Source organism: Rhodococcus globerulus NBRC 14531, assembly GCF_001894805.1.
Lineage (GTDB): Bacteria > Actinomycetota > Actinomycetes > Mycobacteriales > Mycobacteriaceae > Rhodococcus_F > Rhodococcus_F globerula.
In genome coordinates this window covers 385,450-399,823 of sequence record NZ_BCWX01000001.1, presented here as the reverse complement: position 1 = coordinate 399,823, position 14,374 = coordinate 385,450, and the positions used below count along the sequence as shown (strand labels likewise).

Annotated in this window: 11 protein-coding genes; 6 read left to right on the top strand and 5 right to left on the bottom strand. The window is 60.1% G+C overall.

Features of this window, described 5'->3' with window-relative positions; genetic code table 11:
- Window positions 1–123: 123 nt before the first annotated feature.
- Entirely contained in the window at window positions 124–1,770 is a 1,647-nt protein-coding gene (locus RG2_RS01750; RefSeq protein WP_033235766.1) for an alpha/beta fold hydrolase, read from the bottom strand.
- 111 nt (window positions 1,771–1,881) lie between these two features.
- On the opposite strand from RG2_RS01750, the gene RG2_RS31400 reads away from it, so the two are divergent.
- Window positions 1,882–2,133, top strand: coding sequence for a hypothetical protein (locus RG2_RS31400; RefSeq protein ID WP_133637939.1), 252 nt, complete (start codon window positions 1,882–1,884; stop codon window positions 2,131–2,133).
- Between the two features lie 41 nt (window positions 2,134–2,174).
- Here the strand turns inward: RG2_RS31400 and RG2_RS01745 are convergent, their stop codons facing one another.
- Window positions 2,175–2,774, bottom strand: coding sequence for a TetR family transcriptional regulator (locus RG2_RS01745; RefSeq protein ID WP_165826243.1), 600 nt, complete (start codon window positions 2,772–2,774; stop codon window positions 2,175–2,177).
- 403 nt (window positions 2,775–3,177) lie between these two features.
- Between RG2_RS01745 and RG2_RS01740 the strand changes: the two genes are divergently transcribed.
- The 4 genes from RG2_RS01740 (at window position 3,178) to RG2_RS01725 (ending at window position 8,727) form a co-directional block, all read left to right on the top strand.
- Window positions 3,178–4,101, top strand: a complete 924-nt coding sequence (locus RG2_RS01740; RefSeq protein WP_080711802.1) for a TauD/TfdA dioxygenase family protein — start codon at window positions 3,178–3,180, stop codon at window positions 4,099–4,101.
- A gap of 338 nt (window positions 4,102–4,439) precedes the next feature.
- Window positions 4,440–5,615, top strand: a complete 1,176-nt coding sequence (locus tag RG2_RS01735) for a DUF1214 domain-containing protein (protein ID WP_165826241.1) — start codon at window positions 4,440–4,442, stop codon at window positions 5,613–5,615.
- A gap of 285 nt (window positions 5,616–5,900) precedes the next feature.
- Complete coding sequence (locus tag RG2_RS01730) at window positions 5,901–7,520, top strand: ABC transporter substrate-binding protein (RefSeq protein WP_033235768.1); 1,620 nt, start codon at window positions 5,901–5,903, stop codon at window positions 7,518–7,520.
- An 82-nt stretch (window positions 7,521–7,602) separates the two neighbouring features.
- On the top strand, window positions 7,603–8,727 hold the full coding sequence (locus RG2_RS01725; protein ID WP_033235769.1) for a DUF1214 domain-containing protein: 1,125 nt from the start codon (window positions 7,603–7,605) through the stop codon (window positions 8,725–8,727).
- Window positions 8,728–8,736: 9 nt separating this feature from the next.
- Here RG2_RS01725 and RG2_RS01720 read toward each other — a convergent pair whose 3' ends face one another.
- A complete protein-coding gene (locus tag RG2_RS01720; RefSeq protein ID WP_230590285.1) occupies window positions 8,737–9,330 on the bottom strand; it encodes a TetR/AcrR family transcriptional regulator in 594 nt (197 codons plus the stop codon).
- Window positions 9,331–9,529: 199 nt separating this feature from the next.
- Window positions 9,530–9,664, bottom strand: coding sequence for a hypothetical protein (locus RG2_RS32170; protein WP_255285211.1), 135 nt, complete (start codon window positions 9,662–9,664; stop codon window positions 9,530–9,532).
- A gap of 503 nt (window positions 9,665–10,167) precedes the next feature.
- On the opposite strand from RG2_RS32170, the gene RG2_RS01715 reads away from it, so the two are divergent.
- The gene (locus tag RG2_RS01715) at window positions 10,168–11,784 is read left to right on the top strand and encodes an ABC transporter substrate-binding protein (protein ID WP_033235770.1); all 1,617 of its coding nucleotides are present in this window, start codon (window positions 10,168–10,170) and stop codon (window positions 11,782–11,784) included.
- Window positions 11,785–12,001: 217 nt separating this feature from the next.
- Here RG2_RS01715 and RG2_RS01710 read toward each other — a convergent pair whose 3' ends face one another.
- Entirely contained in the window at window positions 12,002–14,116 is a 2,115-nt protein-coding gene (locus RG2_RS01710; RefSeq protein WP_072782260.1) for an oxidoreductase, read from the bottom strand.
- Between the last annotated feature and the right edge of the window lie 258 nt (window positions 14,117–14,374).

The window sequence follows — 14,374 nt, the reverse complement described above, 5'->3', positions numbered from 1 at the left end:
AACCCGGAACAGTCGACATGTCATTTTCTCGTTGGACAGGTCAGGCCCTCGCCTTCCAGCGAGGGCCTGACCTGAGGACATGTTCGGTGCCGGTCGGAGGCGCTACTTCTTCCGGCTACCTACCTACAGCGGTGCAGTGATCGGGGCCTCAGGCGCATGCGTGACGGAGGTACGCCCCGTCTCGAGGTATTCGGTGACGGCCTGATCGATCACCTCGTTACCGCCCTGGATGCCGGCGCCGTGATCGCCGCCTTCCACGGTGACCAGGTTCGCCCCCATGTCGCGGGCTAGCTGCACCCCACCCTGATACGGCGTCTGCGGGTCGCGCAGCCCCTGCAGAACAAGCGGCGCCGTCGCCAGCCCCCGGTTGCTCAGCTCGGGCAACGCGGTTACGGGCGGCGCACCGGCACAGAAGGTCCCGGCACTGTAGCCATACCCGATGAGCTCGAAGAGATCTCCGGTGATGAAGGTCGAGAAGAGCCAACCCGGGATACGATCCGGCCGATCCGCGACACTGTTCTCGTTACACAACATCAGTGATTGCATCATCTGGGACTGAGCAATTCGCTCCAGCTCCAGCTCCGATATGTCGTTCATCCCGGCACCACTGGGAATCGCGTCGACACCGTCGCGGACTACCCGGGCCATGAGCGGCCAACTGTTCCGAGCTGGAAGCACCTGCCGCGTCATCACGTAGATACTCGACGACATTTGCGTGTGCGACGGATCGGCGAGTCCCCGAATGAATGCCTCGAACTGAACGCGCGCCGGCCCAGTCAGATCGACCCCGCTGCGGTAGGCATTCGCGAGTGCTTCGAGACCGGGCGGTACGTCACCGATTTGCGCAGGCGGCGGCGCAAGCGTCGGGTTACCACCGGCCTCCGCGACAATCCGGTCTGACCATCGCTGGTAGACCTTGAGCGGAGTCTCACCAAGCCCGTAGGTGTCGTTGTTGGCGGCGATCCAATCCATGAGGTCGTAGAAGCGAACTTTGTAGCCGTCGTTCTGCTGCCACAACACGTCGTTCCACAACCAATTTTGGTCGACCGCAGAATCGAGAACCATGCGACCGGTGTGCTGCGGGAAAAGCGTCGCGTACGTGGATCCGAGAATTGTGCCGTAGGACAGACCGTAAATGTCGATGACATCCTCGCCGAGCGCAACGCGGACCTGCTCCCAGTCCCTCGCCGTGTTCTCGGTAGTCAGGTGCGCAGTGGCGCCCGGCGCACCCGCCTCGCATGCATTTCGTGCCGCAGCCCCACCGAAACCGAAGCCTGCCGCCGTCGCCAACTCAGGGCCCACTGCGCACGAAAGCGCGCCGGCGTACGGGAGTCCGCGCGGTTGAACTCCGATCACGTCCCACTGTGCGCGAATCGCGTCGGGCAGGACGTCGACGAACATTCTGTTCGAGCCGATCGCGTCTCCACCAGGTCCTCCGGGATTGGTGAACAGCACGCCTTTGCGCGAGCCCGGATCTTCGGCGCGGTGACGGGTTACGAGCACGTCGATCGTGCCGGCGTCAGGTTCTGCGTAGTTGCGGGGAACGGTGACCGAAGCACACTGATCGGATGCCGGATCAAGCTCGTATTCGGCCGGGCAGGACTCCCAACGAAGATCTCCACTCGGTACCGGCTCCGCGGCGGCAATAGGTGCGACTCCGACGGAGATCACCGCGGTGACGCCGACGGCAAGAGTCACGAATCGACTGCGCCGTGAGAATGTAGTTTCTTTGCGCCGCATCAAATGCAAATTCCTGTCAATCCCCGACATACTCTCGCAGCCCCCTCGTAGTCAGTGCCGTAACGGCGGTGGCGCCCACCCCGCCGCTTCGCTGCCAGTATTTCAGACGCACCACTGAATTCATGAGTCACCCTCGAAGGTGTGGGCACCGATTCCCACGCTGCTGTCGCCGACATAGCCACGTGCTCGATCGAATCACTCTGCCCGCGAAACCATCTCGCCAAACGACGCGCAGAACGCGCAATAACGCTGGCGCACTGGCCCAACTGTGAAAACCACGGATCGGTGACGGTGCGCAAAGGCCAACGGCCCGTTTCGCGGGCGATGCGCATTGCGACGCGGCGGCCACGCCAGCGGCAATCTGCGATGATCGCCGCACGCCACAGCGGCTGATGATGGTGTATGCCGCCGCGCGAGTCGAAGTATGTGCACGATCAAGGGTCGAGGCCGCTCGGAGTGAGTGCCGCATGGGAGTCGAAGGCGTCGTCGAGGATGGTGAGCCAGTTGACAGCTCCCTCGTGCGCGCACCACTCGTCGTCGGCAAAGCTCACGATGGTGAAAGCAATTGCGGCAGTGAGTCGAACGTTCCGGTTGTCCGGGAAGGTACCTGGTCGTTTCGCCAGGACAGCTGCGACCTCGCGCTGCCATCGTTGAGCGACCAAGTGGGCACGCCCACGCAACACGGGAGTGTCAGCAACCACGCGGTGCTGACGCAGGCGGCGCTGACGCTCATCCCCGTGCACCTCGCGCACACGAAACATGCGTAACACCTGGTGGATCGCCTCGAGGTCCGGCTCGTGCGTCGGGCGCGCCTCGAGCGCGGCACAGAAGTCAGGGACCGTCCATTCGGCGTCGATGAAAAGGACTTCCTCCTTCGACCGAAAGTAGCGAAAGAAGGTGGTTACCGACACCTCGGCGTCGTTGGCGATTTCCTCGACCGTGGTTACGTCGTAACCATTTTCAGCGAACCGCTCTAAGGCGACATCAACAATGCGATGCCGCGTTGCAAGCTTCTTGCGTTCTCGTAAACCCATAGTGACCTCAGCGTACGGTGGACTGCCCCGGACCTGCCACACACGCGGCGTCACAGACAGCATCAGCCAATTTCGCGGACCAGTGGCGCGGTTTGAGAGTGAATAAAAAAGTGGTAGTTGACTAACATTTGGTAGTTGACTTATGATTTTCACGTAGTCGAGGCCTCCACAACTTCAGGACAACCCCACACGACGTGCCTGAAGGGCGCCGACACTACAGACTTGGTCACTGCCTGGCTTGCCACAGAGCGAGCGCCGGCAATGACCTGTGTACCGATGCGCATCGCCACGAAAAGGACTGCGCGCCAAAGTGATCCAATTTCTGATCAACCGCATGTATCACCAGACGCGGACGCTGTAACTCAGCACCTGAATTCGGCCGATCCCCAAGAGAGGTAAAGAAATGGGTTCATCTAATCTTGCCGTCGATTCTCAAGCCCCCGATGTACACGAGAGCCGGCGCATGCGCATCACACCACTAAGTGCCAACATTGGAGCACTCGTAGAAGGGGTCAGCCTCAACGCCCTCAACGAAGACGAGTTCGACGAACTGCACCAGACCTTACTGAAGCATCACGTGATCTTTCTCCGCGATCAAAACTTGTCGGAAGCGGATCACGTCGACCTCGCAAATCGGTGGGGCACTCCGATGGCTAACCCGGTAGCGAAACTCCACGGCGACGAAACAGTCTTACATTCCGTCGAAAACAACGCGAAAAAGCCGCCGCTTGCAGACGGATTCCATACGGATCTCACCTACTGGCCGGAGCCACCTAACCTGGCCATCCTCTACGCGCTCGATATCCCCGCAGTGGGAGGCGATACCCTCTGGGCCAGTCTGTACGCCGTCTACGACAGTCTGTCTGACGAAATGAAGCGAGTGTGCCAGGACTTGCGCGCATTGCATAAGCCCTCCGACCACTTTATTCAGGCAAATGTGGCCATGTACGGAGCTGAATCCGAGCAGGTGATCCGGCAGAATCTTCAGGGCGCGGTTCTTCCGTTCGTCCGTACCCACGAAGAGACTGGGCGTCAAGCCTTGTTCCTGAGCTCCTTCATCGATCACCTTGTGGGCATGCACAGGCCGGAGAGCGATGCGCTTCTCGGTTACCTGAGCAATCTCGTCAATAATCCGAATTATGCGGTTCGGTGGCGTTGGCGAGCGGGCGACGTCGCGATTTGGGATGAGCGCTGCACTAATCACCGCGCGCTTTCGGATCACTACCCTCAGTACCGGCTGATGCGCCGCTGCACGGTCGAAGGAGGGCGGCCCTTCTATCGCCCTGACGGAGCGTCGGAACCCTTGTTTGAAGGAACCTTCGCCTGACAACGATTCACCCTTTCAGGCGGACAGCGCAGAATGTCTCAATTGCGGGCGCGAGGTCGGACCGTGCCGAGATGCACGGTACACCTTGCCCCGAGATATCGTCCGAACTTGTAAACCACCGGTCACGCGCCTGTCGGGAACAGGTCGACGTCCTTGAGCTGCAACAGATTTAAGCCAAATGTGCTGACAGACAACCGCCTGAAAGAGGTGAATTCCAGATGGAACGAATGGAAACATCAATTGAGGTCAACTATGTAGGCGCCCTCGCTACACCAGTACAACGCGACGGCGAAGAACTGACCCGAAGGATTTTGGAAACAGACACCTACCGCACAGCGATGAGAAGCGTCGAAATGCTCTACGCGGCCGACCCGCAGGGCTCGACACCGGCTGGAAAAGCGACGATCGGCAGAGCTGCCCATTCACTGGCCACCGCAGCGACCCAATATGCCATCTGCTCGGACCCGGAAATTCCGATGCTCATGTGGGGCGTAACCGCTCCACACGAGTTTCAAGGACTGAGTTCCCCCAGGTCCGGTTTCGGAATCGAGAACCCGGACAACGTTTACCGGCACACAGCGGTATCAGGGTCCTCGACATATGAGATCCGCGGGAAGATCAACTACCCGAGACCTACTGAGCAACACTTCGAGCTGCGCGACGCCATCCCTGGGACCACCTCCCTCACCGCCGAAGGCGGCATACAACTCGCAGGGTTGCACAGCGACGACATCGCGGTCGAAGCGGACGGGTCTTTTGTCATCACTCTGGACGCCCAGCCCGCCAACGGGCGGACCAACCACATCCGGATCCCTGCAAAGCAAGATTCGTTCTTGATTATCCGGGACCTCCTCGACGACTGGTCAACGGAAAATGTTGTCCGCCTCGATCTGGTTCGGACTTCAGGTCCTGCGGCTCGCGAACCGCGAAGCTTGGAACAGCTCACTACACGTTCGGTAGAGTTGCTGACGCAGATGGCGCCGTTCTGGCTCGACTACTTCAACAAGTATTTCTATAGCGAGGCAACAAATTACGTGCGCCCGGCGCGTCTGCGTCCCGCAGGTCGCGGACTCTCGACGGGGGGATGGTTTGACCTGAACGATGGAGAAGCGTTGGTTGTCACCGTCGATCCACTGGGTGCTGCGTCCCTCGGAATTCAACTCTCCGATCCGTGGGGAGTGGCTTACGAGTACATCGATCGAACAAGTAGCTTGAATACCGTTCAGGCAGAGCCTAATCCGAATGGCACGTACTCGTTTGTCATTTCCCGTGAGGATCCCGGCGCCTACAATTGGCTCGACCCCGAAGGGCACAACTCGGGAATGGTTGCAGTCCGCTGGCAATCACTGCCAGTCAACGCCCCCGTCGAGTTGGCCATCCGGCGCTCCGAAGTTGTCAAATTGGATCAACTCAGAGAGCGTCTACCGGCAGGTACTTCCTTCATCACCGCGCAGCAGCGTGAACACCAGCAGACCTTCAGAGCCAGCAACTTCTTGCGTCGATACACCGACTAACGCACTTGCAGGCTAAGGAAAACAGCCCAAGATCGAGCGATATCGATTTCGATGGAACGTTCCTCACTATGAGCGACACGTCCGACATCGATGTGTCGGTCGAAGTGGACCGTTGAGCTATTGTCGTTCCCCGCCTTGGGACCGAAATTTGCGTGCTCGCAACAGAACCCGGCTGTCCGCCAGGTTCCGGTCAGCGGGACAACTCAACTGCCACCATGGTGCACATCACACAATAGGGAATCTTCGCTGAAGATTTCACTCATCCTTCCATTTGGAGGCGTCCCAATGACTCGTAGCTCCCTTCGTCGTCCACGCAGATTGACGGCGGCTACCCTGGCGATCACCGCAAGCATGTTGCTCGCTTCGTGCGCAAACAGCGAATCAAACGGCGGTGCAGGGGAATCCGCAGATTCAGGTTCCGCGCTCGAGATCGGCATGGTCAACGAACAAACAGAGCCCGGCACGCCCAACAAGGGTGGAACCTTGACGTTCAGCGGCTTCTCCTCGGTGACGACACTTGATCCGGCGAAGTCTCAGGTTGCCGGAGCCGTCGGTGGCAGTGAACTCGGAGCGATTTACGACTCGCTGATGCGCTACGACCCTATCGAGAAGACATTCGTTCCGCAGTTGGCGCAGTCCCTCGAGCCCAGCAGCGACAGCAAGACGTGGACGCTGAAGCTTCGTGACGGCGTCAAGTTCAGCGACGGAACGACTCTCGATTCCAAGGCAGTTGTCGACAGCATCAACCGCTACGTCAACAACAAGGGACCGCAGTCCAGCCTCTGGGCAGCCAAGGTCGCCTCCATGGACGCTCCGGACGCGTCGACGGTCATCTTCAACCTCGTTGACCCGTGGACCGGCATTCAGTCGATGCTCTCCACCGGCCCCGGAATGATCGTCGCCCCGACCGCGCAACAGGGCGATCAGTTCACCCCGATCGGCGCCGGCGCATTCACCCTCGAAAAGTTCACTCCCAACGAGGAACTGCTGCTCGCAGCGCGGCCTGACTACCACGGCGGCGCACCGAATATCGACAAGCTCAAGCTCATCAGCATCGTCGGAGCTCAGCCCACTGCCGAGTCTCTCAAGACCGGTGGCATCGACGCGGCGTACATGCGTACGCTCACCCCGATCCTCGATCTGATCGAGTCCGGCTACCCGGGATTCATCGACATCCCGTCGCTCGGCTACATCGCAAACGTCAACATGGCCGAGGGTCGCCCCGGCTCCGACGTGCGGGTTCGTCAGGCAATGGCACTGGCGATCGACCCCGAAACCCTCAACACCCGCGTCAACAACGGCAACGGCCTTCCCGGCCAGGAAATCTTCCAGGACACCTCCCGCTGGCACAACGACGTCGCACCGACCGGTGTCGATCCGGCCAAGGCCAAGGAACTGCTCGATCAGGCCAAGGCAGACGGCTACGACGGCAAGGTCACTTTCCTCTCCATCCAGGAGCCGTCCTCGCAGGCAACAGCCCTTGCTGTGCAGGCAATGCTCAACGCAGTCGGATTCGATGTACAAATCGAATACGTCACCAGCGCAAGCGACGTCACTAAACGCGTCTTGGTGGATCACGACTACGACATGGGAACCGGCGCGCTCAGCCTGTCCGAGGCTGATCCTTTTGAACGCCTGTATGCCAATCTCAAGACAGGTGGCCGCAACAACTCCACCGGTTACTCGGATCCCCAAATGGATGTCCTACTCGATCAACTCGGAGTCGCTACCACCGACGAGGACAAGAAAACCGTCCTCGCCGAGATCCAGCAACGCGCCACAGACACTGTCCCCTGGCAGATTTGGGGCAATGTCCCCACGCTGGACGTGTGGAACAAGAACGTGCACGGCCTCCAGCAGAGCATCGACGGAATCATGTTCTTCGACGAAGCATGGAAGGAGTGATCCGGTTGGAGGCCAACAGCACAATGCCGGCTTCGATGTTCGGTAATTGCGCCTCGCCGCGCGCCCCATACCGGACTGCGTCATGACGCTGCCTGGGCAGGCTAGCGTTCCTGCAGAAGCATTCACCTACCTCGCCGACATGATCAGGGACTTCCCCGAAAAATTCGCACAACTGCCGATGCCCGACAATGCGATCGACGCCGCCGAGGGCAACCGACTGTTTCTGCGATACCTGACGATCGGGATCGAGCAATTCATCGAGTACACCGACCCCGCCTACCCGGACTTCCAGCAGAAAACCCGAGCAGGAGTGCGAAAGTTCGCGGGAGACAGCCCTGCTCAGCTATACGACTCGAGCCCCGTGTCGTCGAAGTACCAGTACATCGTCACGGGAAGCATGGCCGAGACGGAGCTCATCGAACTCACCGTCTACTCAGGCGATTTGAGTGGCGCCAACAAAACACCGCGACGTCTCATCGATGCGATCACAGAAGCCGAGATCGACACCACGACGGACGGCAACTTCACGCTCACAGTTGCCGCCGGGCATGAAGGACGCAACGGGGTAAAACTCGATACAGACGCCAGTGTCCTTTCGGTTAGGCGATATCTCCGTGATCCTCGCGTCGACAGGCCGCGGCCATTGTCCATTCGAAGAATCGGCGGGCCCGTAAATCCACCTCCCCTCACCGCTGATGCCTTGGCCACCGGACTCGAGCGCGCCGCGCAGTTCGCGTGGTTCAACACCCGAACTTGGGCGCAGTGGGTGGGGACAACCAAGACCGAGAAGTTCAATGCCCTCAGCCCCATGCACGATTCGGGCGACATCTTTACCCCGGCCGGACACAAATACCTGAACGGCTACTGGGCGGTGCCGGAGGGGTATGCGCTACGTATCTCGTTCACACCGCCTACTGGAGCCTACTGGAGCTTCGTCCCGATGAACTACTGGATGGAGTCCCTCGAATGGCGCTTCGGCAACCGCGTCTTCGCCACCAGTTTCGATACCGAACCTGACGAAACCGGGCGGATCGAATTAGTTCTGGCGCATGATGATCCCAAGATTCCTGGCGCGACCTGGCTAGAGACACTGGGACACAGCGAAGGCACAATGGCGTTCCGATTCGCGCGCTGCCACAACGAATTACCTGAGACGACGATTGAACTCATCTGCCTAGACAAATGTCGCGGGGATCGGACGAAATGAGCCACGACGCTACGGATTCTGCACGTCACCAGGCCCGAATTCCGGCAGTTCCATGATCGCGCTCAGCAGATCAGCCATCCTCAATTCGATATTGACACGGTCGGAGCCCGCAACGTGTGTGTTGTTCAGGATTTCACTTCCGAACAGGGACCAGCCGGCAATAGCAGCGAGCCCGAACATGATGCGTACATCCACCGAGTCGGACGACTGACCGCTCCGAGCGAGGATGGTGCCACCGTCGGCTTCGTCTGTAGGAAGTAAATCCGTTCGGCCGTCCAAAGTCAGCCACGTTGCTATTCGTACATAGTCGGGATCTGCAACACCTACAAGAAAGAGACGACGCATAGCCTCTGAAAGTGATTCCACATTTTCGACGACGCTCGCAGATTGTTGACTATTGCGCGCAAGGACCGCGCGCAGGATGTCGTCCTTGTTGCCTAGATGTTTGTGAATGAGTCCGAGATTGACCCCGGCATCTCGAGCCAGCTCCCGAAGCGTTACCGACATCCCCTTGGCAGCGAACTTGGTTCGGGCCGCTCGCAATACCGCATGCCGTACTTCGTCTCTGCCCCAGGCTTTTCCCACTGACTTCTGCTCGACCACCCCTTGACAGTAGACGCTTGTCTACTGTCAAATCAACGGGCACCGAAAAGTGACCTAACTCATTTCGTATTTGCTGTCGGGTCGTGCTGAGGTGATGGTCCGCGTCCCCGAGACGCATCCTGCTCGCCGAGCACAGCAATACACCTGGACACCGGGACTCACCCGGGGTCCACGAACCGCCCCGAGCCCTGCCGATTCGTCACGACGTCAACCAAACCAGTTCAGCCGAACGTCTGACCACATCGGCAGTTCCACGACCAGTCAGTGCCGTAGCCGCACCTGCAACGATCAGGGGGAAGGACAACTTCTTACGCCATGGAACGACGCGTTCCACGTACCCATCATATTTCGAAGGACAGTGCTGAGTTGATCACCACAGATGAAGAGAGTGAATTACCCTCTCCAACTACGCGTTTCTGCTAGTCCAGAACGAGACGGCAAGCGTCCGAAATATCCTGGGAAGTTCATCCAGGGTGGACACCATTTACTTGCTACTCGTTCATTACCGATCTCGACCGAGCCGAGCATCGTCCGCAGGTCGCATGGTCAGTCCCCCAGTACGAAGGACTTTCAGTAGATCTACGCCCAATAGATATTAGCGACGACAACTTTCGTCGCCTGGACCGTCGGAGCCTAACCCCGGAATTCAACTTCCCGGGCAGAGGTGTACGCACACATCGACCGAACGAACACGAATACCGGCCAGACAGAAGCAAATCCGGATCCCGGGGATATCCGCTACTTCCGGCGAGCGGGACAACATTCAACACCAGGCACATCACATAACGAGGAATCTTCGCTGGAGATTTCACTCATATTCAACTTGGAGGCGTTCACATGATTCGCAGTCCCCTTCGCCGTAGTCGCAGATTGACCGCGGCCACCCTGGCGATCACCGCAAGCATGTTCCTGGCGTCGTGCGCCGACAACAGTTCGAGCGGCGGCGGTGAATCCGCCGAATCGGGCTCCTCGCTGAAGATCGGAATGGTCAACGAACAGCCGGATCCCGGCACACCCACCAAGGGCGGCACGCTGACATTCAGCGGCTACGCAGCAGTGACATCGCTCGATCCAGCCAAAGTTCAGATCGCCGGATCTGCCGGTGGCAGTGAACTCGGCGCGATTTACGACGTACTGATGCGCTACGACCCCATCGAACAGACGTTTGTGCCGCAGTTGGCACAATCCCTCGAGCCCAGCAGCGACAGCAAGACCTGGACACTGAAGCTTCGTGACGGCGTCAAGTTCAGCGACGGAACGACACTCGACTCCAAGGCAGTTGTCGACAGCATCAACCGCTACGTCACCAACAAGGGACCGCAGTCCAGCCTATGGGCAGCCAAGGTCGCCTCCATGGACGCCCCCGACGCGTCGACGGTCATCTTCAACCTCGTCGATCCGTGGACCGGCATTCAGTCGATGCTCTCCACCGGACCCGGCATGATCGTCGCCCCCACGGCGCAGCAGGGTGATCAGTTCACCCCGATCGGCGCCGGCGCATTCACCCTCGAGAAGTTCACCCCCAACGAGGAACTACTGCTCAACGCTCGCCCCGACTACTACGGCGGCGCACCGAACATCGACCAACTCAAGCTCATCAGCATCGTCGGCGCACAGCCCACCGCCGAGGCTCTCAAGAGCGGTGGCATCGACGCGGCGTACATGCGCACACTCACCCCGATCCTCGATCTGATCGAGAACGGCAACCCCGGCTTCATAGACATCCCGTCGCTCGGCTACATCGCAAACGTCAACATGGCCGAAGGTCGCCCCGGTTCGGATCTTCGTGTGCGCCAGGCAATGGCACTGGCCATCGACCCGGAAACGCTCAACACCCGCGTCAACAACGGCAAGGGCCTGCCCGGCCAGGAAATCTTCCAGGACACCTCCCGCTGGCACAACGACGTCGCAACGACCGGAATCGATCCGGCCAAGGCCAAAGAACTGCTCGATCAGGCCAAGGCCGACGGCTTCGACGGCAAAGTCACCTACGTCGCGATTCAAGAACCCTCCGCGCAGGCAACGGCTCTCGGAGTGCAGGCAATGCTCAACGCAGTCGGATTCGATGTGCAGATCGATTACGTCACCGGCGCAGGCGATCTCATCAAGCGCCTGTACGTCGACCGCGATTTCGACATGAGCTCGGGTGCGGCCAGCCTTCCCGAAGCTGATCCGTTCGAGCGTCTCTACACGAGTACCAAGTCCGGCGGCCGGAACAACATCACGGGCTACTCCGACGCCGAAATGGATTCCCTCCTGGACAAGTTGGGTGTCGCGACCACCGACGAGGACAAGAAGGCAGTCCTTGCGCAGATTCAGGAACGCGCCAATGAGACCGTGCCGTGGATCGTCTGGGGCAATGTCCCGAACCTGGTCGTGTGGAACGAGAACGTCCACGGACTGCAGGAGAACATCGACAGCATGATCCTCTTCGACGAAGCATGGAAGAACTAGACTCGACCATCTGTAGCAGACTGCTGCCGGCCTGATCGTTCATCGATCAGGCCGGAACAGCCGAATCCCTTTCCGGCGCAGCTGAATCGCCCCGTGCAGCAGAGGGATTGAGTACCGATTCTCAGCTCTCGCTGACCCCTGCGTAACCCAGCATGCGATCACGCGACTTCAGTGGGTGGCCATGCATGCACATCACCAGCAACCACTCCGGCGCCGCCTAAAGTGTTGTTGCGACTTTCCACGCCGTGTGCATGGCACCCTCGATGTAATCGACCTCGACAGCGTCGCCGACGATCCGTACGTCGGGCACCACACCTGCCAATGCGTCGGCCAGTGGTGCCTGAGCCGACACGCCCGATGCGACGACAACCATGTCGGCCGGAGCTGTCAGTGTCTTGTCACCGGAACGGAATTCGACGTGTTCCTTGGTGATTCGCTGCACCGTCGAATTGCGGTGAATGTTCACACCGACATGCTTGGCGTGGCGCACAGCGGTCCAGCGGCGCGGCATCGCCATCGGAATGCCCAACTGCTGGCCTTCTTCGATCAGCGTCACGTTGCGACCGCGCTCGGCCAGGAACTCCGCAAGTTCAAGCCCGACAAGCGAACCACCGATGACCACGACGTCCTTGCCCATAGGCAGGAACTTGCGGGTCACCGCACGAATCGCGGCGGGGCTCTTGGTGATTCCGGAGAGCTTGCCCAGCTTGGCCATCGTCCGCAGGAACGGCGGAACCTGCGACGTGTCGCCGGCCCCGGTCATCAAGGCGCGCAACGTGTCACCGGTGTACACGTGCGGGAGGTCGCCGCCGGGAACGGACGGGCGGTCACGAACAGCGCCGGTGGCCACTACAACTACGTCGGCGCCCAGCGCCTTGATCGAAGCGACTGTCGCCTCGGTGTTCAGCCGGATATCGACGCCCAGGCGCGAGGTTTCCACCTTGAGCCAGTCCAGCAGACGACCGTTGTCCGGCGTCGTGAGGCTCGAGAACCAGAGCGTGCCGCCGAGTCGATCTGCCTTGTCCACCACCGTAACTCGGTGTCCACGTTCGGCCGCCACGCGAGCAGTCTCGAGTCCGCCTGGGCCCGCGCCGACAACAACCACGTGCTTCGGGGCTGCGGTGCGCACGAACGGAATCAGCATTTCATTTCCCAGAGCGGGGTTCACCGCACACAGCGGAGTGCCGTCCCAGAAGTTTTCCTGAACGCACACATAGCAATTGATGCAGGGGCGGACCCGCTCCGGCGTCCCGGCTTTGAGTTTGTTCACCAATTGCGGATCGGCAAGCAACTGGCGACCCATTGCCGCAAAGTCGGCCTTACCTTCGGCGATTGCCTTCTCGCCGACTTCAGGCAGTACGCGGCCCACGGTGATTACCGGAATAGACACGGCCTTTTTCACTTCGCCGGCCAGTTCGATGTACGCGCCCACCTTGTCCGGCAGCGGGCCGTCGGTGAAGTTCGAGAAGGAATTGCGGGCCCAGCCGGTGACATGGATGGCATCGGCGCCGGCAGCCTCGAACAGCTTCGACGCCGCAACAGCTTCGTCGGTGGTCAGGCCGTCGTCCTCACCGAATTCGCGTCCCGCGACGCGGAGCAGTACCGCCAGCGAATCGCCGACCTCCGCCTTCACTGCTCGGATGACCTCGACAGCCAAACGCGCCCGGTTCTCCAGGGAACCACCGTAGTTGTCGGTGCGCTTGTTATCTGCTCGGCTCAGAAAGCCGCCGAGAACGTAGCCGTGGGCGCAGTGAATTTCGACGGCATCAGCGCCTGCGGCCTTCACTCGCCCGGCAGCTTCGGCGAAAGTACGCACCAACCAGTCGATGTCGTCCTGGGTGGCCTCGTGATAGGTGTCTTGCTTTCCTGCGGTAACAGCTCCCATCTTCTTCAGCTCTTCGGGAGTATTGTCGGCCAGAGCAGACCTGTCACGGGGAGCAGAAGGCGTCGACGGGACCAGCATCGGGCGGTCCTGAACCGTGTCGATCCGTGCGATCCTGCCGTGGTGCGTCATCTGAACGCACAGCTTGCTCCCTGCTGCGTGGATGGCGTCGGCAAGCGCCGTGAGGCCGGGAATGAACCGGTCCTCGGACAGGCCCGGTTCCTTGGTGCTTGCGGATCCGGCTGGGTAGGCGACAGCGCAAGCACCGGTGATGATCAAACCGGTTCCACCGGCCGCGCGCGCCACAAAATGGTCGATGTCGCCCTTCTCGATTTCACCGTCTTCGCAGAGGTTCATGTCCATGGCGGGCAGAACAACGCGGTTGGGCACGGTGATGGGACCGATGGTCCCGGGTGCGAGCAGGTGCGGGAAGGTCTGGTTGCGGATCACGAGTAGACGCTAAATCTCCTGACAACACCACATTGCACATTTCCCGATCATCGAGATGTCACCGGGCGTGCCCGTCGAGACAGTCCGCAATCACATCGGCAAACTCGCCACCGGAAAGCATTGGGGACTGTGCCGTAACGTCTGGCGATAGTCCGGCTACTGCCCAATACCTCCAACCTCAGGAAACGACATGTTCTCTCCCCCTGTCGCGTACCGGGGTCTCCGGCCGCGAGCGAGAAGCTGGCGGTCGGACCGGTT